The organism is Pseudogemmatithrix spongiicola (assembly GCF_030623445.1).
Lineage (GTDB): Bacteria > Gemmatimonadota > Gemmatimonadetes > Gemmatimonadales > Gemmatimonadaceae > Pseudogemmatithrix > Pseudogemmatithrix spongiicola.
Genome location: NZ_CP130613.1, coordinates 270647 through 292749 on the forward strand (window position 1 = coordinate 270647; position 22103 = coordinate 292749).

Annotated in this window: 15 protein-coding genes; all 15 read left to right on the top strand. The window is 69.5% G+C overall.

What is annotated here, in order from left to right; genetic code table 11:
- Positions 1-14 precede the first annotated feature (14 nt).
- The gene (locus tag Strain318_RS01305; RefSeq protein WP_367886730.1) at positions 15-734 is read left to right on the top strand and encodes a mechanosensitive ion channel; all 720 of its coding nucleotides are present in this window, start codon (positions 15-17) and stop codon (positions 732-734) included.
- Between the two features lie 231 nt (positions 735-965).
- A complete protein-coding gene (gene gyrA / locus Strain318_RS01310; protein ID WP_367886731.1) occupies positions 966-3485 on the top strand; it encodes a DNA gyrase subunit A in 2520 nt (839 codons plus the stop codon).
- A 179-nt stretch (positions 3486-3664) separates the two neighbouring features.
- Positions 3665-4798, top strand: a complete 1134-nt coding sequence (locus tag Strain318_RS01315) for a hypothetical protein (protein WP_367886732.1) — start codon at positions 3665-3667, stop codon at positions 4796-4798.
- Between the two features lie 166 nt (positions 4799-4964).
- A complete protein-coding gene (locus tag Strain318_RS01320) occupies positions 4965-6233 on the top strand; it encodes an NHL repeat-containing protein (RefSeq protein ID WP_367886733.1) in 1269 nt (422 codons plus the stop codon).
- Between the two features lie 110 nt (positions 6234-6343).
- The gene (locus Strain318_RS01325; RefSeq protein WP_367886734.1) at positions 6344-7507 is read left to right on the top strand and encodes an NHL repeat-containing protein; all 1164 of its coding nucleotides are present in this window, start codon (positions 6344-6346) and stop codon (positions 7505-7507) included.
- 85 nt (positions 7508-7592) lie between these two features.
- Positions 7593-8726, top strand: a complete 1134-nt coding sequence (locus Strain318_RS01330) for an efflux RND transporter periplasmic adaptor subunit (protein ID WP_367886735.1) — start codon at positions 7593-7595, stop codon at positions 8724-8726.
- Positions 8727-8738: 12 nt separating this feature from the next.
- Positions 8739-11855, top strand: a complete 3117-nt coding sequence (locus tag Strain318_RS01335; protein ID WP_367886736.1) for an efflux RND transporter permease subunit — start codon at positions 8739-8741, stop codon at positions 11853-11855.
- On the top strand, positions 11852-14863 hold the full coding sequence (locus tag Strain318_RS01340) for an efflux RND transporter permease subunit (protein ID WP_367886737.1): 3012 nt from the start codon (positions 11852-11854) through the stop codon (positions 14861-14863). Before Strain318_RS01335 ends, Strain318_RS01340 begins: the two co-directional genes overlap by 4 nt.
- A 33-nt stretch (positions 14864-14896) precedes the next feature.
- Positions 14897-15253: a DMT family protein gene (locus tag Strain318_RS01345; RefSeq protein WP_367886738.1), complete on the top strand. Its 357-nt coding sequence runs from the start codon at positions 14897-14899 to the stop codon at positions 15251-15253.
- A gap of 7 nt (positions 15254-15260) precedes the next feature.
- Entirely contained in the window at positions 15261-15863 is a 603-nt protein-coding gene (locus tag Strain318_RS01350; protein WP_367886739.1) for a SixA phosphatase family protein, read from the top strand.
- A 178-nt stretch (positions 15864-16041) separates the two neighbouring features.
- Entirely contained in the window at positions 16042-17436 is a 1395-nt protein-coding gene (locus tag Strain318_RS01355; protein WP_367886740.1) for a hypothetical protein, read from the top strand.
- Complete coding sequence (locus Strain318_RS01360; RefSeq protein ID WP_367886741.1) at positions 17415-18416, top strand: threonine ammonia-lyase; 1002 nt, start codon at positions 17415-17417, stop codon at positions 18414-18416. Before Strain318_RS01355 ends, Strain318_RS01360 begins: the two co-directional genes overlap by 22 nt.
- Complete coding sequence (locus Strain318_RS01365) at positions 18416-19435, top strand: serine/threonine-protein kinase (RefSeq protein ID WP_367886742.1); 1020 nt, start codon at positions 18416-18418, stop codon at positions 19433-19435. The genes Strain318_RS01360 and Strain318_RS01365 overlap by 1 nt, the downstream gene beginning before the upstream one ends.
- Positions 19436-19437: 2 nt before the next feature.
- Complete coding sequence (locus tag Strain318_RS01370) at positions 19438-20280, top strand: hypothetical protein (protein WP_367886743.1); 843 nt, start codon at positions 19438-19440, stop codon at positions 20278-20280.
- Entirely contained in the window at positions 20280-21194 is a 915-nt protein-coding gene (locus Strain318_RS01375; RefSeq protein WP_367886744.1) for an alpha/beta hydrolase, read from the top strand. Before Strain318_RS01370 ends, Strain318_RS01375 begins: the two co-directional genes overlap by 1 nt.
- The last annotated feature ends 909 nt before the right edge of the window (positions 21195-22103 follow it).

The following is a 22103-nucleotide window of genomic DNA, read 5'->3' on the forward strand; positions in this document are numbered from 1 at the left end:
TCCCGGACTCAATCATGGCGTTCCTCGATCGCCTGCAAGACAGCCTGCTGCGGCTCTGGGAGTATGTGCCGGCGCTCTTCGGCGCGGCGGTGGTGATGGTGGCCGGCTTCCTCGTGGCGCGCTTCGCGCAGCGGACGATCCATCGCCTGCTGCGCCGCGTGCACCTCAACGAGGCGCTGCAGAAGGGCGGCGTCGCGCCGCCGCTGGATCCCTACGGCGTGCCGCTCACGCCGTCGCGCGTGATCGGCAATGTGGTGTTCTGGTTCCTGATCTTCACGGCGATGCTGATTGCCGCGGACACGTTGGGCATCGACTACCTCGGCCAGGCCTTCGCCGAGCTGGTGAGCTACGTGCCGAGCGTGATCGCGGCGGTGGTGATCGTGATCCTTGGCTTGGTGCTCGGCGACCTCGTGGCGGCGCTGATCGCGGCGAGCGCGGGCGCGCTGGCCGGCGCGAGCACGCTGGCGCGCGTGGGCAAGGGCGGCGTGGTGCTGCTCGCGGTGTTCATGTCGCTGCAGGAGCTCGGCGTGGCGACGGGTATCGTGACGACGGCGTTCGCGATCATCTTCGGTGCGATCGCGCTGGCGTTGGCCTTGAGCTTCGGGCTCGGCAACCGCGAGCTCGCCGGTGAGGTGACGCGACGCTGGTACGAAGACTGGCGCCACGAGCGCGAGACGCTGCGCAAGGCGTCGGAACAGGCCGAGGGCGAGCATCCGAGCGCGGAGCCGCGCTAAACGGCGGGTCACCACGAAGGCACGAAGGGAGCCGCAACAATCTCACGGGCCCGCGACGCAGAAGAAGCAAAGCTTCTTGGGGTCGCGGGCCCGTCGGCAGTTCGCGAGCCCCTTCGTGCCTTCGTGGTGAACGCTGTTTTCGGGCCACAAAACCCGTTGTTTGCGCCTGCGAAATCGGCTAACTTTCGGGGTCGCGGTTCCCTCTGAAAATCGACCCCAAATCGAGCGTCTATGACGGCCCCGAACAACCGTGAGCGCATCCTTCCCCGTTTGATCCAGGACGAGGTGAAGGAGTCGTTCATCAACTACTCGATGAGCGTCATCGTGAGCCGCGCGCTGCCCGACGTGCGCGACGGCTTGAAGCCCGTGCACCGGCGCGTGCTGTATGCGATGAACGAGCTCGGGTTGGTGCCGGGGCGGGCGTACAAGAAGTCGGCGACGGTGGTCGGCGACGTGCTCGGCAAGTACCACCCGCACGGCGACCAGTCGGTGTACGACGCGCTCGTGCGCATGGTGCAGGACTTCTCGCTGCGCTATCCGCTGGTGGACGGCCAGGGCAACTTCGGCTCGATGGACGGCGATCCGGCGGCGGCGTACCGCTACACGGAATCGCGCCTGACGCGCATCGCCGTCGAGATGCTCACCGACATCGACAAGAACACGGTCGATTTCGCGCCGAACTTCGACGACCGCCTGGAAGAGCCGACCGTCCTGCCGTCGGCGTTCCCGAACCTGCTCGTCAACGGCTCTGCCGGCATCGCCGTCGGCATGGCGACGAACATCCCGCCGCACAACCTGCGTGAAGTCGCCGCGGCCGTGACGGCGATGATCGACAATCCCGACCTCTCGGTCGAGGACATCCGCAAGCACATCAAGGGCCCGGACTTCCCGACGGCCGGCTTCATCTACGGCCGCGCGGGCATCAAGGACTACATCGAGACGGGACGCGGCAAGATCATCATGCGCGCCCGCGCGGTGATCGAGGAGAAGGAGTCCTCGAACAAGTCGCAAATCGTCGTCACGGAACTGCCGTACCAGGTGAATCGCGCGAACCTCGTGACGAGCATCGCCGAGCTGGTGCGCGACAAGAAGATCGAAGGCGTCTCGGACCTGCGCGACGAGTCGGATGCGCAGACGCGCATCGTGATCGAGCTCAAGCGCGACGCGATCCCGAAGGTGGTGCTGAACCAGCTGTACAAGCACACCTCGATGCAGAGCACCTTCGGCGTCATCATGCTGGCGCTGGTGCCGGACCCGGTGAGCAAGCGCCTGGTCCCGAAGGTGATGCCGATGCGCGACGTGCTGCAGCACTACATCGCGCACCGCCACGAAGTCATCGTCCGGCGCACGCAGTTCGACCTCGACAAGGCGAAGGAACGCGAGCACATCCTCGAAGGCCTCAAGATCTGCGTCGACAACATCGACGAAGTGATCAAGGTCATCCGGGCGGCCGAGGACACGCCGCAGGCCAGCGAGCAGCTGCAGCGGCGCTTCAAGCTCAGCGAGCGCCAGGCCGAGGCCGTGCTCAACATGCGCCTCGCCAAGCTCACCGGCCTCGAGATCGAGAAGCTGGAAGAGGAGCTGGCGGAGGTGCGCGGGCAGATCACGGAGCTGGAGTCGCTGCTCGCGAGCAAGGAGAAGCGCATGGGCGTGATGAAGGCCGAGCTCAAGGCCTTGGTCGACACCTACGGCGACGAGCGGCGCACGGAGATCGTCAGCGACGAGGGCGAGTTCTCGATCGAGGACCTCATCGCGAACGAGGAGATGGTGGTGACCATCTCGCACGCCGGCTACATCAAGCGCACGAACATCTCGACCTACCGCAAGCAGCGGCGCGGCGGCGTGGGCACCAAGGGCACCGAGCTGCGCACGGATGACTTCGTGGAGCACCTGTTCGTGGCGCAGACGCACGACTACCTGCTCGTGTTCACGCACGACGGGCGCTGCTTCTGGCTCAAGGTCCACGAGATCCCGGAAGGCGCGCGCGCCGCGAAGGGCAAGCCGATCGTGAACCTCATCAACGTGTCGCCCGATACGACGGTGAAGGCGATCGTGCCGGTGAAGGAGTTCACCGAGAACGAGTTCCTGATGTTCTGCACGAAGGACGGCACGGTGAAGAAGACCGCGCTCTCCGAGTACAGCAACGTCCGGTCGACGGGCATCAAGGGCATCAAGCTCGAGGACGGCGACGAGCTCATCGACGTGCAGATCACGTCGGGCACGAACGACGTGGTGCTGGTGACGCGCCATGGCCTGAGCATCCGCTTCCACGAGCAGGAAGCGCGGCCGATGGGCCGCGACACCACCGGCGTGCGCGGCATCGCGCTCGGCGAAGGTGACCGCGTGGTCGGCATGGTGGTCGTGAAGCGCGACGCCTCGCTGCTGGTGGTGACCTCGCTGGCCATGGGCAAGCTCACCAACGTCGACGAGTACCGCGTGCAGGGCCGCGGCGGCAAGGGCATCCTGACGGTGAAGCGCACCGAGAAGACGGGCGACGTCGTCGGCCTACTCGAGGTGCTGCCGGAGGACGGGCTGATGCTGATCACGCGCGGCGGACAGTCGCTGCGCTGCGCGGTGAACCAGATCCGCGAGACGGGCCGCGTGGCGCAGGGTGTGAAGCTCAAGGACCTCGAGCTCGGCGACGTGGTCGCGGCGATCGCGCGCGTGGTCTCCGACGACAAGGACGACGGCGCCGAGGGCGGGGAAGACGCCGGGCCGGGCGAGCAGATCGAGCTCTCGGCGGGCGAGTAACCGCGGTTCACCACGAAGGCACGAAGGGAGCCGCAACAGTCTTTCGGCCCCGCAACCCTGAAGAAGCGATGCTTCTTGGAGTTGCGGGGCCTTTCGTTTGTCGCGACTCCCTTCGTGCCTTCGTGGTGAGTGCATTCGGCAGTCGGCACAAAGCGAGGCAGGCGCGCGTAGTATTCGTCATGCGCAATGCCCTGATCATCGCCCTGCTCGCGGCCGCGCCGCTGAGCGCCCAGCAACCCCGAGCCGCGCGGCCGCTGCCGGCGCCGAACGCCCAGTTGGAGGAGCCGTGGAGCGGCCCCCTGCAGCTGGTGGAGCTCAAGAACGGCGACATCGTCGTGCACGACTCGCGTGAGAAGCGCCTGGTCGTGACGAGCTTCAGCAGCCAGGAGCAGCGTGAGGCGGCGCGCGACGGGTCAGGGCCGTTGGAGTACCGCAGCGTGATGGCGATGTGGCGTACGGTCGGCGACTCGGTGCAGATCCTCGACCTCATGCAGCAACGCATCCTCGTGCTCGATCCCACGGGCCGCGCACGACGCACGCAGCCGATGGCCGGCGCGGGCGATCCCATGGCGCTGATGCGCACGCCGTTCACGCGCACCGTGGATGCGCAGGGGCGCTGGTACGGCGAAGGGCGCGACATGAGCTTCGAGGGCGGTCGGCTCTCGTTCGGGGACTCGGTGGTGGTGGTGCGCACCGATCCACGCACGGCCAAGGCCGACTCTCTGATCAAGTTCTTCAACATCGTGCGTGCGCCGCAGATCTCGGCGCAGGTCATGCGCATGCAGGTGCCGGGCTACCCCAAGTACGACATCTGGGGCGTGTTTCCCGACGGCCGCGTGATGCTGTTGCGCGCGAATGGCTATGTGCCGGAGATCGTGCTGCCGGACGGCCAGCGGCGTCGCGCGGCGGCGCTGCCGTACCCGCGGCTGCCCGTGACCGAGGCCGACAAGAAGGCCATGATGGACTCGGTGCAGAAGGCGCTCGACGAAGGCCTGCGGCAGTCGGCGGGCATGGTGCCGGCGGGTACGCAGATGCCGCGCTTCGAGCTGGTGCCGCCCGAGCCGTGGCAGACGGAGAAGCCGCCGTTCACGGGCGATCGCATCCTCATCGACCCGCGCGGGCGCGCCTGGGTGCCGGTCGTGGATCGCACGCCGGGGCAGCGCTATGACCTGCTGAATGCGGACGGCGCGATCGTCGATGCGATCAAGTTGCCGCCGCGGGTGCAGCTGCTCGGCTTCGGGGCGAGCGGGATGTACACGGCGCTGCGGGATGAGGATGATCTGCTGGTGATTCGGCGGCATCCGTTGCCGTGACCCCGCCCAACGTTCTCGGCGTGCCTCCCGTACCTAGGCTGAAGGGAGGGACGCCAGGAGCGTGGGGCTCCTGGAAACCCTACCGGCGGCCGGCGGTGACAGATTTCGTGTCCCGCCGGTCGTCGTGTGTTAGGGGCGGGCTGACCCCGATTCCGAGAGATCTTCCGTGAAGCCGATTCGCATGATGCCGTTGGCGATGCTCGCCTTGGCCGCGCCGCTGTCCGCCCAGCAGGCGCCGCGCACGTTGCCGGCCCCGCAGGCCGAGTACGAGGAGCCCTTCAGCCAGATCGGTGGCGTGCGCGAGCTGCGCGATGGCCGCGTGATCGTGGCGGACCCGCGCGACAAGATCGTGAGCGTCGTCGACTTCCGGTCGGGCACCGCCGCGAAGATCGGCCGCGAAGGCAGCGGGCCGCAGGAGTTCGGCCTGCCGATGCGTCTGTATGCGGCGCCGGGTGACACGACGCTGTTGTTCGATCCGCTGAACTCCCGCTACTTGATCATCGGTCCGGACGCGAAGCCGATCAGCACCTTCCGGCTCGAGGATGAGACGCCGCGCCGCCCGCAGACGCCGCCGCCCGGGCAGGGCCAGGGGCGTCCGCAGGGCGGCCCGCAGATTTCGCTTGGTGGGCCTGGCTTCAGCCCCCGCGCCTCCGACGCACGCGGCCGGCTCTATGGCGAGGGCAGCCCGATCTCGCCGGGGCCCAACGGTCCGGTGGTTGCCGATTCCGTGCCGCTGATTCGCCTTGACCGCAGCACGCGCCGCATGGACACGCTCACGTACATCGTGCTGCCGAAGTCCAACTCGCAGGTCAGTGGGAGCCAGGGCAACGTGCGCGTGATGATCGGCGGGGCGAATCCGCTGGCGCCGCGTGACGAGTGGGCGGTGTTCCCCGACGGGCGCGTGGCCGTGGCGCGCGCGGGGACGTATCACATCGAGTTCATCGCGCCGGACGGCAGCAAGCGCTCGGGGCCGCGCATCGCGTACACGCCGGTACGCATGAACGCGGCGGAGATCCGCTACGAGGAAGGCCTGCGCAACGCGGCGCGTGCCACCCAGATGTCGATCATGGTGACGAACAACAATGGACAGCGTTCGACGACCGCGCAGATGGGCCCGGGTGCCAACGCGCCGCCGCTCGAGCCGCTGACGGATTGGCCGGAGGTGAAGCCGCCGTTCCGCGCGGGCCAGGCCAGTGTGTGGGCGCGGCCGAACGGCGAGCTCTGGGTACGCCGCACCGAGAATGCGCAGGCACGCGGGACGCTCTACGACGTGATCAACGCACAGGGCACCGTGGCCTTCCAGGTGCGGCTTGAGGACGGCGTGACGCTCGCGGGCTTCGGCACCAACACCATCTATACGACGCGGAAGGACGAGGACGATCTCGTGTACCTGCGTCGCCACACCGCGACGGAGATCCCGCTGCGCGGCAACTGAGGCGCACGCGGGCACGGACGGCGGGGGTGGGCCATCGGGCTCACCCCCGCTTTCATTAGGGTTCGGTGAAGCGTGTTGACGGGTGTTCTCCCGAGGGCCAAATAAGGGCGATGCAACGGACTCTGGCTGCGGCGCTCGGCGCCGCCATCCTCGCGGGCGCGGCCTGCGGCGGCGAGGCGCCGCAGCAGGCGAATGTCGTCCGCACGGACTCGGCAGGCGTGCGCATCGTCATGAGCACGGGGCCGGATACGGCCTTGGCGTGGCGCTTCGATACGATCGGCGTGCTCACGGATTCGCTTGGCGAGCCGTGGCTCTTTACCGGCGTCACTCCGCAGCAGGTGATCACCGATCGTGCGGGCCGGACGTATGTGCTCGAGCGCGAACCGGCGATCCGTCGCTTCGGCCGCGATGGTCGCTACGAACGGAGCATCGGCCGGAAGGGCGGCGCGCCCGGGGAGATGGGACTGCCGTTCCATCTCGTGCAACAGGGCGATTCCATCGCCGTGCTCGACGTGGGCCGCAGCGCGCTGGTGCGCTGGGGGCCGGATCTCGACCCGATCGCCGACATTCCGCTCCGTGACGGGCTCGCGGGCACGATGCGCATAGCCTTCCGCACCGGTGGGCTCTGGCAGCAGGTCAGCAGCTGGGATTCGACCGGCAACACGATGACGTTGCGCGGCGACACCACAGGCAGCGCGGTGCTGGCCACCGTCTTCGAGCCGGCAAATCGAAACGCGCGCATGCTCTCGGGCTGCGGCGGTCGCGTGCAGCTGACGCAGCCGAACTTCTTTGCGCGCAGCATCCAGTGGGACGCCGACGGTCCGCGCGCGCTGGTGTATGCAGGTCCACACTACGAACTCGCGCTCTACGAAGGCAACCGGCTCCTCGCCTCGGTGCGTCGCGACCTGCCGACGCGGGCGCCGACAGTGGATGACGTGCGACGCCAGTTCCCCGATGGTCTCAAGCTCCAGATCCCCGGTGCCGAGTGCACGATTCCGCTCAGCGAACTCACCGCGGGACCGGCGCTCGATGGGATGCTGCCCTTTGCGTTCGGGGTGACGCTGCTCGCGGACGGCACGATGTGGGTGCAGCGGTCGCTGCGCGACGAGAAGCCGGGGGTGCTCGACGTCTTCGGTTCCGACGGGGCCTACGTCGGCACGGTGCGCGGGTATCGCCTGCCGGTCGGGCTCCTGCCGAACGGCGAGCTGCTCGTGCCGATCGATGACGAGGAGTCCGGGGGGCTCGTGATCGCCCGACTGCGCGTCCTCCGCTGAAGAACTGCGCTGACACGTGCAACCAAAGGCTGTCGTAGAGGGTCCAACGCAGGACACCTTCCCACGAACCACCTTCCAGATGTCGATGCGCCGTCCTCTCGCGTTCCTCCTCGCCGCCACGACGCTCGCGGCCTGTGACAAGATCAAGTCTGCCGTCGGTGGCGCCGCCACGGCGAGCGCCGATTCCACGGCGGCGGCCACGGACTCGGGCGGCACGTCCGGCGGCTCGACGGTGTCGTTGCCCGTCGTCGTGTCCGACGTCGAGGACGGCGACCTCGTGCTGTCGATCAACACCACGGGCCAGGTGCGCTCCGAGACCGAGGGCCGCATCCGTACGGAAGTCGCGGGCACGGTGAGCCGCGTGCTCGTGCGGCCCGGCGAGCGGGTGCGGCGCGGGCAGGCGCTGATCGAACTCGACGCGCGGCCTTTCGAGATCGACCTCGCCGAGGCCCAAGTGGCGTTGAAGCAGGCCGAGCAGCAATACGAAGACCTCTATCGCCCCGACTCGGCGGCGACCGGTGTCATGCCCTCGCAACAACGCCTCGATGCCTTCGTGATCCGTTCAGGCCTGGCCGCGGCGCGCGTGCGCCTCGATCGCGCCAAGCTGGCTCGCGAGCGCTCGACGATCTACGCGCCCTTCGACGGGACGATCGATCGCATCAACACCGTGATCGGCGATCGCGTGAACGCCGGGCAGGAGCTGGGATTCCTCGTGGACCTCAACAACCTGCGCGTCGAGGCGGCGGTGCTCGAGCACGACCTGCCGCTGATCCGCGTGGGTGGCGAAGCGGTGATCTCCAGCGCGGCGATGCCGGGGCAGGCGATCGCGGGCCGCGTCGCGGCCGTGCTGCCGATGGTGGACAGCACGACCCGTGCCGGTCGCGCCTTCGTGCGCGCCTCCGGCAACAGCGCCCTGCGCCCCGGCATGTACGCCGACGTGCGCCTCGAGGCGCAGCGGCTCACGGGCCGGCGCCTCGTCCCGGCACGCGCCATCATCGAGCGCGACGGCCGTCCGCTGGTCTTCGTCGTGAAGGACGGTCGCGCGCAGTGGACCTACGTGCTGCCGGGGCGGAGCAACGGTCAGCAGACGGAGATCCTGCCCGACACCACCAGTGGCATCATCCCGGTGAATCCGGGCGACCGCGTCATCATCGAAGGGCACCTCACGCTGACGCACGACGCGCCGGTGCGCGCCGTCGCGGCGCGCGAGCGCAACTAAGCGGGCGTCCCGATGTCGCTCTCCGCATTCGCCGTCCGTCGTCCGGTGACGACGGTGGCCGCGACCTTGGCCATCGTCCTCCTCGGCAGCGTCTCGCTGACGCGCCTGCCAGTCACGCTGCTGCCCGACGTCACGCTGCCGGTGCTCACGGTGCGCACCACGTACACGGGCGCAGCGGCCGAGGAAGTCTCGCGCTTCGTGGCCGAGCCGATCGAAGCGGCGGTGGCTGCCACACCGGGCTTGGTGGAGCTGCGCTCAGTGAGTCGCAACGGCGAGGCCGTGACGACGATGCGCTTTCAGTGGGGCACGGACATGCCCACGACGATCCTCACGGTGCGCGAGCGGCTCGACCAGGCCCGGTCGCGGTTGCCGGAGGGCGCCGCGCGGCCGACGCTGCTCACCAGCGATCCGGGTGAACGTCCCATCGCGGTGATCGGCCTGACGGGCCTCAACGACCTGCGCCTGCTCGGCCGCACGGCCAATGACGTGCACGCGCGGCGCCTCGAGCAGATCGGCGGCGTGGCCAGCGTGGCTGTGGTCGGCGCGCCGGAGGACGAGATCCGCATCGAGGTCGACCCGGAGAAGATGCGCGCGCTGGGCATCTCGACGAACGACGTCGCGACGGCGGTGCAGAGCGCAAACGCCAACGGCGCGGGCGGCACGATCCGCCGCGGGCAGTTCCGGTTCTCGGTGCGCGCCCTCACGGAGTTCCGCCAGCTCGCCGAGATCGCCGAGACGCCGGTGGGGCCGGCGAGCGCGAACCTGCGCCTGCGCGACATCGCGACGGTGACGAGCACGCTGGCCGAGCCACGCACGCTGACGCGGCTGGATGGCGGTGCGGCGGTGGGCCTCGTGGTCTACAAGGACGCTGGTTCGAATACGGTGAAGGTCACCGACGACATGCGCGGCGTGATCGAGCAGCTGCAGACGGAGTTCCCCGACATCCGCATGCACGTCGTGGCCGCGCAGGCCGATTTCGTGGTCGACGCGCTCTCGAACCTCGGCCAGGAGATCGTCATCGGCGGCGTGCTCTCGCTGCTCATGATCCTCGTGTTCCTGCGGCACTGGAAGTCGAGCATCGCAATCGCCGTCGTGCTGCCGCTCTCGGTGATGATGGCGTTGGTGTTCCTGCAGCTCTTCGACGTGACGGTGAACGTGCTGTCGCTGGGCGGACTCGCGCTGGGCGTGGGCCTGCTGGTGGACAACGCGATCGTCGTGGCGGACGCGACGAGCCGGAAGATGGCGGAGACGGACCTGCCGCTTGACGAAGCGGCCATCGCCGCGACGGACGAGGTGTCGGGTCCGCTGTTCGCCGGTACGTTGACGACGCTGCTGGTCTTCGGGCCGATCATCTTCGTGAAGGGCTTGGCGGCGGCGCTGTTCCGCGACCTCTCGTTGGCGGTGGTGCTCTCGGTCGGCGGGTCGCTGATCCTCGCGCTCACGCTCATGCCCGTGATGATCGTCGGGCGCCGGCGATTCGCGGCACGCGCGCGCGTGCGGGCCGATCGCGTGCCGGGGCCGATGGAGGCGAAACTGATGGCCTTCGGCGAGCGCTGTGCGGACGTCTATGAACACGGCATGGAGTGGTCGCTGCGGAATCCGCTGGCGATGCTCGGCCTTGGCCTCGCGATCGTCGGTGTGATGGTCGTCTCGTTCTGGAAGCTGCCCAAGGAGATCCTGCCGCAGGTCGACGAAGGCATCGTCGTCGCGGCGCTGCAGCTGCCGGAGGGCACGGCCATCGACGAGACGACGCGCCAAGCGGCGCGCATCGAGGCGGCCGCGAAGCGGCTGGGATCGAGCGGCGTGTACTCGCGCGTTGGCATCGCGACGGACGAAGAGGTGCTCTCGGGCGCCGAGCCCGGCACGTCGGCGACGGCGCAGCTGTTGGTGCCGATCCCCGACGGCGCCGACGCCGCGCAGTTCGCGCAGCAACTGCGTGACGCCGTGCCGGACCTCGCGCAGGGCGGCCTGCTCGCGTTGGACCTCGCGGGCCAGAGCGAATTCGGGTCGCTGATTGGCCGTGAGGGGCGCTTGGTGCGCGTGGAAGTGAGCGCACGCACCTTGGCCGAGTCCCAAGCGTGGGCGGATTCGGTGCGGCGGCGCCTGGCCGCGTTGCCGACGCTCAGCGACGTGCGGGATGCGTACAGCACGACGCAGCCGCAGATCGAGGTGCAGTTGGAGCGACAGCGTTTGGCCGAGCGCGGCATTGCGGTGCAGACGGTGCAGCGGGCGCTGCAAGGCGGATTGGGTGGCGTGGATGCGAGCGAGCTGCGCGAGACGGACCGTCGCACGCCGATCCGCGTGCGCTTCGCGGGGAACGCCAACGAGGACCTGCAGGTGGCGCTCGCGACGCCGGTGAACGGCATTCCGCTCAGCCAGCTGGTGACGTGGCGCGAAGTGCGCGCGCCGATCGAGGTGGTGCGCGTGAACCAGCGGCCGGTGAGCATCGTCGAGGGCCTCATCGAGGCAGGGGGCACCGCGAAGGCCAGCGAGGACGTGCAGGCCCAGCTCGCGCAGCTCACGCCGCCGGCAGGGCTCACGTGGGCCGTCACAGGTGCGGACGTGGAACAGCGCCGCACCACCGAGCAGCTCGCGTTGGTGGCGATCCTCTCGGTGGCGCTGGTGTTCCTCGTGCTCGCCGGCGAGTTCGCGTCGTTCACGATTCCGCTGGTCGTGATGATCACCGTGCCGCTGGCGGCCGCGGGCGGCTTCGTGCTGCTCTGGATGACGGGCCAGAGCATCAATGCCGTGTCCCTGATCGGCATCGTGGTGATGATCGGCATGGCCGACAACGAAGCCGTCGTGAAGCTCGATGCGATCCGACGCTTCCGCGAAGAGGGACATTCGATCCACGACGCCGTGCTGCTCGGCGGGCGCCAGCGCCTGCGCGCCATCACGATGACCTCGCTCACGACCATCTTCGGCGTGCTGCCGCTGGTGTTCGGCTGGGGCTCGGGCGGTGCGCTGTACCAGCCGCTGGCGTCGGCGGTGATCGGCGGCGCGATCAGCGCGCAGGTCGTGACGTTCTTCCTGCTGCCGGTGGCGTACGCGCAGCTTGAGGGCTGGCAGGAGCGGCGGGCGCAGCGCGCGGCGGTGGACGCGCTGGTGGTTGAGGGCACGCAGGCGTGATTCGCGCTGCGGTAACGCGTCCGGCCGTGGTGTGGGCGGCCTCCGTGGCCATCTGCCTCGGTGGCGCCGTCTCGTTCACGCGATTGGCGCTGGCCACGCGCACGACGGTGGAGCTGCCGCGGCTGCAGATCTCGTCCTCGTGGCAGGGCGCGTCCGCGGAACTGGTGGAGATGTACATCTCGTCGCCGGTGGAAGCGGCGGCGCAGGGCGTGCGCGGCGTACGCCGGACCAACAGCGAGTCGCGCGACGGCACGTCGCGCATCACGGTGGAGCTGGACCCGAAGGCGAACGTGCAGATGACGCGCCTCGCGATCCTCGAGCGGCTGGAGCTGCTGCGTGGGGACTTCCCGCTCGGCGCGACGCAGCCCTACGTGGGCAACCTCGTGCCCGAGGCGCTGCAGGAGCCGCCCCTGCTGCGCGTACTCCTGAACGGACCGTACACGCCGGGCGCGCTGCAGCGCATCGCCGACGAAGTGCTGAATCCGCGCTTGAGCGCGGTGAACGGCGTCAGCGCCGTCAGCGTGCAGGGCGGCACGGAGTTCGGTGCGAGCGTGAGCTACGATCCACTCCTCCTGCGTCAGGTCGGCATCGACCCGCAGGCGCTTTCGACGGCGGTGCGCGAGAGCCGCGTGGTCGCGGCGCTCGGCACCGAACGGCTCGGCGCGAGTCGACGCGAGGTGGTGCTGCGCGACCAGCCGGATGCACTCGAGGAACTGAACGACTTGCCGATCCGCGGCCGCGGCGGCCGCGTGTTCCGTCTCGGTGACCTCGCCGAGGTGCGGCCGGAGGAAGACACGCAGGGTCGGTTCTTCCGCGTGAACGGCAACACGGCGTTGGCGTTGACGGTGACGCGCGAGGCGGGTGCGGACGCCATCAAGACGGCGAAGGCCGTGCGCGCCGCGATGCGCGAGGTGACGGCCGAGCTGCCGCCGGGCATCACGTGGAAGGTCACGGCCGACGAGTCCGTGGAGTTGGAGCGCCAACTGAATGACCTGATGCTGCGCGGCGCGATCGCCTTCGCGGCCGTGGCGTTGGTGTTGGCGATCGCCCTGCGCAACTGGCGCGCGGTGGCGCTGGTGATGGGTTCGGCGGCGGTGGCGATCGCCGGTACGGCACTGGGCCTGTTCCTGCTGGAGATCCCGGCGAACATGCTCACCCTCGCCGGGCTCGGTATGGGCATCGGCGTGTTGGTGCAGAACGGGCTCGTGGTGGTGGAGCGCCTACGCAGCGCCCCCGACACGCCGGAGGGCCGCGCGCAGGTGGCAGCGCGCATGGTGCCAGCCGTGGTCGGCACGACGCTCACGACGGCCGTGGTGCTGTTCCCCTTCCTGTATCTCCAGGGCAATGCGCGCGCCGCATTCTTCCCGTTCGCCGCGGCGTTCACGCTGGGGCTGTTCTGGTCGGTGCTCTCGGCGCTGGTCATGGTGCCGGCGTTGGCGGCGGGTCACGGGCTGAAGGAGACGCACTGGCCGCGCGCGCAGCGCATCTACGGCTGGATGCTCAAGAAGACGCTGCGCTGGCGCTACGTGACGATCGTCCTTTCGCTGGCGACGGTGAGCGGCTTGGGCTGGGTGTTCGTGAAGAAGATCCCGCGGTTCTCGTTCAGCGGATTCGGCGTGCAGCGCAATAGCGTCTCCGTGAGCATCAGCTTCCCACGCGGGTCGGATCCGGCGTCGCTGGATGCCGCGATGCGCGAGATGGAAGCGGTGGTCGTGGGGCGCCCTGGCATCGAGGAAGTGATCGCGCAGAACTCCGGCCAGTTCGGCGCGGGCATGCGGGTGAGCTTCACGCCCGATGCCGAGGCGACGGCGATCCCGCTGGAGGTCCAGGAGGCGTTGACCGCGCGCGCGGTGTACGTGGGCGGCGCGAGCATCTTCGTGGCGGGGCAGGGACCGGCGTTCAGCTCGGGGGGCGGGGGCGGCTCGAGTGCGAACTTCCGCATCCGCGTGCTGGGCTACTCGTACGCGGCAGTGGCCGAGCTCGCGGAAGACATCCGCTCGCGGCTCGAGCGCATCACGCGCGTGCGGAACGCCGTCGTGACGAGCGGCAGCTTCTTCGGCAGCGACCGGGCGTTCGCGGTGACGCTGGATCCCGATCGCGATGCATTGGCACGCTACGGCGTGACGGCGGCGACGTTTACGGGTGCGGTCGCGCGAGAGGTGCGCGGCCCGGTGGGCGGGCAGCGCCTGGAGATCGGCGGTGAGGAGATCCCAGTCAGTGTGAAGACGCAGGGCGCGCGCGAGCGTTCACTGGACCAGCTCCGCGATGCGCTGGTGCCGACGGCGACGGGCACGCCGGCGCGCATCGCCGACCTCTCGGACGTCGACGAGCGCGAGCAGCTGGCCACGGTGACGCGCGAGGACCAGCGCTACCTGCGCGTGGTCGCCTACGAGTTCCGCGGGCCGAATCGCCTTGCGCAGCGCACGCACGACGCGTTCATGAAGAGCATCAGCGTGCCGCCGGGCTTCACGGTGGAGGACCAGCAGTTCTTCCAGAACAACCAGGACACGAGCCAGAAGGGCCTGTGGCTGGTGTTCGCCATCGGCGTGACGCTGGTGATCCTGGCGGTGGCGATGGTCTTCGACTCGGCGTGGGGCGCGGCGATGGTGTTCCTCTCGCTGCCGATCGCGTTGGGCGGCGTCGTGGCGGCGTTCTGGGCCGCCGATGCGGCGTTCACGCGTGAGGCCGCGGTGGGGGTGATCCTCGTCGTCGGTCTGGCGGTGAACCAGAGTATTCTCTTGGTGGACGCCGCGCTCGAGCGGCGCGGGAAGAGCGGTGGCAGGCTGCGCGCGGCGCAGGTGTATCAGGCGGCGCTGGACCGTTCGGGGATGATCGTCATGGTCACGCTCACGACCATCGCGTCGCTAGTCCCGCTCGCGGTCGGCACGAGCGCCACGACGCTGTTCGGGGCCATCGCGCTCGCGACCGCAGGCGGCACGGTGGCGGGCACGCTCGGCGCGATGCTCATCCTGCCGGCGTTGCTGGCGAGGCTCCGGCGGCGCGCCTAGCGTTCGGGGTCCTCCACCCCGACACCTGCGCGCATGTCCGCCATCTCCCGCACCGTCCTGCTGCTGCTCGCCTCCAACGCGTTCATGACCTTCGCGTGGTACGGGCACCTCAAGCACCATCAGCACCGCGCGTGGTACATCGCCGCGCTGCTCAGCTGGGGTATCGCGCTGTTCGAGTACCTGCTCCAGGTGCCCGCGAACCGAATCGGCTTCACGGTGCTGTCCCTGGGCCAGCTCAAGATGCTGCAGGAGGTCATCACGCTGGCGGTGTTCATCCCGTTCGCGGTGGTGTACATGAAGCAGCCGCTGAAGCTGGACTTCCTGTGGGCGTCGCTGTGCCTGCTGGGCGCGGTGTACTTTGTATTTCGTGGCAATCTCACCCCGGCCTGAGCCTTCCATGCGCCTGATCCTCCGTTCGCTGCTCGCCCTGGCGTTCCCCGCGGCACTCGTCGCGCAGCAGCATGATTCCACGCACCACCGTCCGGGCGAAGCGCACGAGGAGCCGACCATCGTGATCGTCGTGCGCCACGCCGAGCGCGGCACGGAGCCGGCGGATGATCCGCGGCTCACGCCCGCGGGCGAGGCGCGGGCCCTCGCGCTGGTCGAGGCGCTGCGTGGAGCCAAGGTGGATGTGGTGCTGCACACGCCGCGCGTGCGGACGCGCGACACGGCGCTGCCTGTGGCGCGCCATTTCGGCATCACGCCGGAAGTGGTGCCGCTGACGCCGGGCGCATCGCACGTCGAGGCCATGGCGGCCGCCGTCCGCAAGCACCACGGCAAGACGGTCGTCGTAGTCGGGCACTCCAACACGATCATGCAGTACATCGCCGCGCTGGGGGGCCCCCGCCGCGGCGACCTCTGCGACCACCAGTACAACGGGTTGTACACGCTGGTGCTGATCCACGGCGAGGCGCACCTCGTGGAGGGCCAGTACGGCGGTCCGAATCCGCCTCCGGCGCCGGGCTGCAACACGATGACGGCCCCCTCGATGCGGCCGTGACCCGACTCGGCGGCGAATCGTCGGCGTTTTCCCTGTGAAAAACGCACATCAATAGCGTTGCGGAAGTGTCGGTGGGGGCGCAGATTACGCTCGTTCGCGCCCCTCTGGAGACCCTCCCTCGATGGTTCCGCCTTTGTCCCGTGTTCTGCTTTCCGCGGCCGCCCTCGCCCTATGGGCGATGCCGGCCGCGGCCCAGCGTCCCGCCCTGACGGGGGAGAAGGCCCAAGTCGCCGAGGCGGTCAAGGCCGATTTGACGCGGCTTTCCGAGCTCCAAACGGCGCATCACAACCGTACCCGCGTGTACGCCGCGGACGCCCGCGACCTCGGCTTCTCGCCGACCTCCGGCGCCACGATCAACATCGCCTACGCCTCGATGAACGCGTGGGCCGCGAATGCCAGCCACCCGGTGCTCTCGCCGGTGTCGTGCTTCATCATCATCTCGTCAGCGGAGCCGACGGGCCCGGCCGCGCAGCCTTTCTGCCAAGAAGGACGTCCCGGCAGCGGCACGGTTGCCGGCGCGCAGCCGCAGACCGGTGCACAGCAGCCCGCGCAACCGCAGACCCAGCCTCGCGCGGGTGCGCAGACCGGAGCACAGACCGGCGCGCAGCAGCAGCCGGCCCCGCAACAGCCGGCGCCGCAGCAAACGCAGCCGCGCCAGCAGGCGGGTGCCCAGCAGACGCCCACCACCCAGCAGCCGACCGTCACGCCGCCCACGGTGACGACCACTCCGAGCCAGCCGGCGCGCGAGGTCGAGCAGCCGCGGCAGCAGCAGGCGCCAAGCACGCCGGTGCAGCGCCCCGAAACGGGCATGACACCGTCGCGCCCTGCGCAGCCGCTGCCCGCCGCGACGCCGAGCACGCAGACGGCGCAGGGACAGGGTCGCGCCACGCCGCAGCAGCCGACGGGCCCGCTCAGCACAGTGCCGGCCTCGGCGCTCGCCGGCACGCGCGACATCGACGTGGCGGGCATGACGGTGCCGACGCAGACGGAGAACGTCTCGCCCCAGCAGTTCTCGCAGAAGCTCAACGACTTCGCGCAGGGCGCGACGACGATGTATGCCGAGCTGCAGGCGCGCAACGAGAGCATCGTGCGCGACCCCTACGAGAGCACGGCCGAGTTCGAGGCCCGGCGCGCCGCGGCCTTCGAGGCCACGCAGCGCCGCGAGCGCGAGTTCTTCCAGCAGAACAGCAAGACCTACAACGTCGCGATGCCGGTGCGCGAAGTCCGCTACGATCCGGACCGCGAGATCTTCGAGTTCACCGTCGACGGCCTCGGCCTGCCGATCACGCGCTCGAGCAGCAGCGAGCCCGGCACGCTGACCCTCACCTGCTTCTCGCGCCCGGTGTTCTGGTGCAGCACGGAAGCGGGCATGGTCTACGAGGCCGGCGACATGTGGCGCATCCCGCGCGGCACGGCGCGGCAGTACGACATCCTGCGCACGCCGCTGACGCTGGTCGCCCGCTTCGCCGTCGGCCGCCGCAACGACGCTCCGGTGCTGTCCATCTCGCTGCTCTCGATGGACCTGCAGGCGCGCGGGCAGTCGGTGTCGCGGTGGGACGGCGCGGGCCGCTGACGCCCTTCGTCAGTCTCGCGGACTTCCGCGCCGCCGCGGACCTGCTGCGGCCGGTTGCGGTCCGTACGCCGCTACTCCCCGATGATGCCCTGAGCGAAAAGCTCGGCACGCCCATCCTCGTGAAGCCCGAGGTGCTGCAGCGGGGCGGTGCCTTCAAGTTCCGCGGCGCGTACACGTACGTCGCGCGGCTGACGCCCGCACAGCGGGCCAAGGGCATCATCACCGGGAGCTCGGGCAACCACGGCCAGGGCGTCGCGCTGGCCGCGAAGCTCTTCGGCATCAAGGCGACGATTGTCATGCCGACGACGGTGCCGCGCGCCAAGCGCGACGGCGCCGAGCGCCTCGGGGCGCGCTGCATCTACCATGGCGTGACGACGGCCGAGCGCATCGCGCTGGCGAACGAGATCCAGCAGAAGGAAGATCTCGTGTTCATCCCGCCGTTCGACGACGACACGATCATCACCGGGCAGGGCACCTGCGGCCTCGAGATCGCCGAGGACCTGCCGGATGTGGGCACGGTGCTGGTGCCGATCGGCGGCGGTGGCCTGAGCGCCGGTGTGGCGCGGGCGGTGAAGCTCTTGGTGCCCACCGCGCGGGTGATCGGCGTGGAGCCCGAGGGCTCCCCGAAGTTCACCAAGGCGCGCGCCGCCGGCGAGCCAGTGACGATTCCGGCGAATCCCACGGGTCTCGCCGATGGCCTGCTCGCGGTGCGCATCGGTTCGCGTAACTTCGAGTATCTCGAGGCGCATCTCGACGAGGTGGTGACGGTGCCCGACGGCCGCCTGCCCTGTGCGATGCAGTACGCCTTGGAACGGCTGAAGCTGGTGTGCGAGCCGAGTGGTGCAATCACGCTCGCGGCGCTGCTCGACGGCACGCTGCGACCGCAGGGAAAGACCGTCGCCGTGCTCAGCGGCGGGAACATCGAATACGACGGCCTGCGTGCCCTGCTGGGTGACGCGATGCCGGGAGGAACGACCTGATGCCGATGCGGTGTCCGACCTGTGGCAGCCAGTATGGCGATGACGCGCGCTTCTGCACGAAGGACGGCACGAAGCTCGCGGCTGCCGGCGAGCCGTCGGCGCGCGCAACCGCCGTGCGTGGCGAGGAGGGTCCCTCGGCGTCGCCGAAGCCCGCCGCGACCAGCCACGCGAACATGGCCGGCCAGGTGCTCGACCGTCGCTACGCGATCGTGAAGAAGGTCGGCGAAGGCGGCATGAGCTACGTGTACATGGCGCGCGACGTGTCCACGAATGAGCGCTACGCGATCAAGATCCTCTCGCCGGCGCTGAGCAAGGACGAGAATGCGATGGCCCGCCTGCGCCGTGAAGCGGCGCTGGGCATCCGGCTCGCGCATCCCAATGTGTGCCATATCGTGCGCATGGGCGAGACCGAGGACGGGCTCTGCTACGTGGTGATGCCGTTCGTGGAAGGCGAGATCCTCAGCGACCGCAACTACCGCGTGGGCAAGACGACGCTGCAGGACACGGCGAAGTTCATCAGCGAGATCGCCGATGGCCTGCACGTCGCACATCAGTTGGGCATCGTGCACCGCGACCTGAAGCCCGAAAACATCATGATCTGCAAGCGCCAGGGGACCGGCGAGGAGTACGCGGTCGTGATGGACTTCGGTCTCGCGAAGGAGCGGAAGGCCAGCGGCGAGCTGCAGAAGCTCACGGCGACGGGCATCATCCTTGGCACGCCGGAGTTCATGAGCCCCGAGCAGTTGCGCGGCAAGCCGCTGGATCCGCGCACGGACATCTACTCGTTGTCGCTGATGACCTACGAGATGCTCACGAGCAAGCTGCCGTTCGAGGGCTCGAACCAGCAGGCGATGATGATCGCGCGGCTGCGTTCGGAGCCGATTCCGGCGCGCAACCGGCGGCCGGATATTCCGGAGGCGGTGGATCGCGTGCTGCTCAAGGGCATGGCACGCGAGGCGGCCGATCGCTATGCGTCGGCGCCGGAGTTCGCCGCGGCGCTGCGCGCGGCAATCGCCTGACGGTGCGGCTGGCGCTCGCCTGCCTCCTCTGGGCGGGCGGGCTCGGGGCGCAGTCGCCTCGCTTGGCGGGGCCCAGCCGAGCCGACTCGCTCATCGCGCAGGGCCGCCTCGCCGCCGCCGAAGCGGCGCTCTACGCCGCGTCGGATGCCAAGCCTCGCGACCCCGCGGCGCGAGGCGCGCTGGCCGCGTATCTCGCATCGCGCGGACGGTTTTCGATTGCGCTGGTGCTCTTCGATGAGGCGCAGCGCTTCGGCGCCGCGGCGAGCCGCGTGAACCTCGCGCGCGCGGCAATTCGGCCGTATACGCGCGCCGCGGCCGCGGGGCCCGAGGTCACGCTGCCGTGGCGCGGATCGCCTGCGCCCGGGTTGCTGGGCAGCATCACCGTTCGCGCGCGCGAGGACTCGGCGTCTTCGGTGCAGGTGCAGATCGACCCCAATGCCACAGGGCTGGTCGCGGGTGTCGGCGTCGCGGCGCGACTCGGCCTGCGGCGCGGTGATGCATTGCCGGCCCTCTGGTTGGGCACGCGGCGCCTGGGAGACGTACCGGTGCGCGTGGACTCCGCGCTTGGTGTTGACGATGCGCGGTTGGGCCTCGACCTGCTCTGGGCGCTGGAGCCGCTGGTCGACGAACGCGCGGGCACGCTGACGCTCGGTCGCCGTGCGCCGACCGCCAGCGCCGCCGGTGCGACGGAGATCCCGTGGCTGCTCACGTTCCCGGGCCTGCAGCTCGTGCCGCGTGCGGGCGCGCCGCCGCTGCGCATCGAGAGCGCGGCGGGGCGTGCGCTGCTGGAGGGACGGCGCTGGCAGATCGATACGCGCCGGGCGGTCGTCCGCGTGGAGCGCTGATGCCGTCGCTGCGCGCCCGCCTGGCGAACCTCGCCGCGCGCGTGTTGGTGAAGCGCGTGACGAATGCCCCGCGGTTCGATCTCGCGGCCGTACGTCGCGCGATGGCCTCGCGCCTGACCATGCCGGCGGCGTTGCCGTGGGGCCTCCGCGTCGTGCCCTCGCGGGAGCCGGGACTGCCCGGTGAATGGCTGCATCCGCGCGGGGCCAGGACGGGCGTGGCGCTGCTGTTCATTCACGGCGGGGGATTCATCGCCGGCTCGCCGCGCACGCATCGCTCGTTCGCCGCATGGCTCGCGCATCGCGCGGGGGTCGCGGTGTTCTCGCTCGACTATCGGCTGGCGCCCGAGCATCCGTATCCGGCGGCCCTCGATGACTGTGTCGCGGCGGTGCGCGCGCTGCGTGCCCGCGGATTGCAGGTCGCCGTCGGCGGCGACTCGGCCGGCGGTCAGCTCGCCATCGCGACGGCGCTGCGATTGCGCGCTGCCGGTGAGCCCATGCCAGCAGGGTTGCTGCTGGTGTGCCCGTTGACGGACTTCACCGACGCGTCGGCGTCACTGCGCACGAACGCTGATTCGGAACCGCTGCTGGGACTCCGGCACCGCACGTACACGCTGGCGCTATACGCCGGCGCGGCGTCGCTGACGGATCCGCTGATCTCACCGGTCTATGGCGATCTGCGCGGCCTGCCGCCGATGATCGTCGAGGCCAGCCGCATCGAGGTGCTGTGGGACGACGCGCGGCGCTTCGTCGAGGCAGCGCAGGCGGCCGGCGTCGCGGTGGAGTTCCATCCGCACGACGGACTCGCGCACGACTGGCAGCTGATGGTGCCGTTCACGCCAGAGGCGAACGCCTCGGTGCGGCGGCTGGGTGCATGGGTGGCTGCGACTGCGCGCGCCCTAGGCCGAATTGCGTAACGACGGCGAGCGGCCTATTGCGCGGATGGCAGGGACACCGTATCGATTGCGCCGCAGCGACGAGCCGCAACTCCATTGAGCCTAGCGCAACCGAGTTTTCGTCCGCGAACGGAGGAAGCATGCACATTGACATTGGTCGGCTCCCCCCCCCCCTGCTCCTCGACAGAGCAGCGCCCGCTCTGCCAGGAAAAGGCGTTCCATCAGTGCGGAACTGCTATTCGCTGCGGTAGTCGTGCTGGGCGGTTGCAGCGAGCTGCCGCAGGAAGCGAAGTTTGCTGATCGATTGGCGGACGCGCGCACGGCCTCGATACCCGAGAAGCCAGACTCCATCAATTGGACACGCTTCGAGGTTGATGTTTCCGTCGAGATTGCGGGTGATGTTGCCCCGACCACTGCTCGACCCGTCTCGCGCGGATTCTCCTATCGGCTCATCAAGTACTTGGACGCCGACAACCGCTGGGTGGCGGACATACAAGTAGGACGCCTTCGGGCGGTGAATGCTGGCGAGCGTTTTGAGCTCGCTCCAGGGTCCTTCCGAGAGGTCGTGGGAGTCGCGCGCGATACTCGGCCTCAGTTCTCGGACGGCCGGGGACAAACCATTGCCCCACCACGGCCTCGAATGGTGTCTCACGGGATTGTTGGGGCTGGAACTCCGCGATCGGCCGGGCAGATCGAGCTGCCAGCGGTTCCGACGCTTCCTGCACCCGGTTCGCGTGGAACATCGGTGCCCGGTGACACCAGCCGCGCTTGGCTGGATCAGTACCTCGCTACGGCGCAGTCTGGCGTACGCGTCTCAGCGGCGCTGGCTCGTGCCGGAGGGCAGGGGCAGCGGAGCGGGGCACGGCTTCGATTCTCGCGTCAGTCGGCAGGCGACCGAACTGAAATCGTGTTTGATGAGTCGGTCGGAGC

Coding starts and splice junctions, on each gene's coding strand:
- Strain318_RS01335 (WP_367886736.1), top strand. CDS start 8,739: ATGTCGCTCTCCGCATTCGCCGTCCGTCGTCCGGTGACGACGGTGGCC.
- Strain318_RS01375 (WP_367886744.1), top strand. CDS start 20,280: ATGCCGTCGCTGCGCGCCCGCCTGGCGAACCTCGCCGCGCGCGTGTTG.
- Strain318_RS01355 (WP_367886740.1), top strand. CDS start 16,042: ATGCCGGCCGCGGCCCAGCGTCCCGCCCTGACGGGGGAGAAGGCCCAA.
- Strain318_RS01365 (WP_367886742.1), top strand. CDS start 18,416: ATGCCGATGCGGTGTCCGACCTGTGGCAGCCAGTATGGCGATGACGCG.
- Strain318_RS01325 (WP_367886734.1), top strand. CDS start 6,344: ATGCAACGGACTCTGGCTGCGGCGCTCGGCGCCGCCATCCTCGCGGGC.
- Strain318_RS01345 (WP_367886738.1), top strand. CDS start 14,897: ATGTCCGCCATCTCCCGCACCGTCCTGCTGCTGCTCGCCTCCAACGCG.
- Strain318_RS01330 (WP_367886735.1), top strand. CDS start 7,593: ATGCGCCGTCCTCTCGCGTTCCTCCTCGCCGCCACGACGCTCGCGGCC.
- Strain318_RS01350 (WP_367886739.1), top strand. CDS start 15,261: ATGCGCCTGATCCTCCGTTCGCTGCTCGCCCTGGCGTTCCCCGCGGCA.
- gyrA (WP_367886731.1), top strand. CDS start 966: ATGACGGCCCCGAACAACCGTGAGCGCATCCTTCCCCGTTTGATCCAG.
- Strain318_RS01315 (WP_367886732.1), top strand. CDS start 3,665: ATGCGCAATGCCCTGATCATCGCCCTGCTCGCGGCCGCGCCGCTGAGC.
- Strain318_RS01305 (WP_367886730.1), top strand. CDS start 15: ATGGCGTTCCTCGATCGCCTGCAAGACAGCCTGCTGCGGCTCTGGGAG.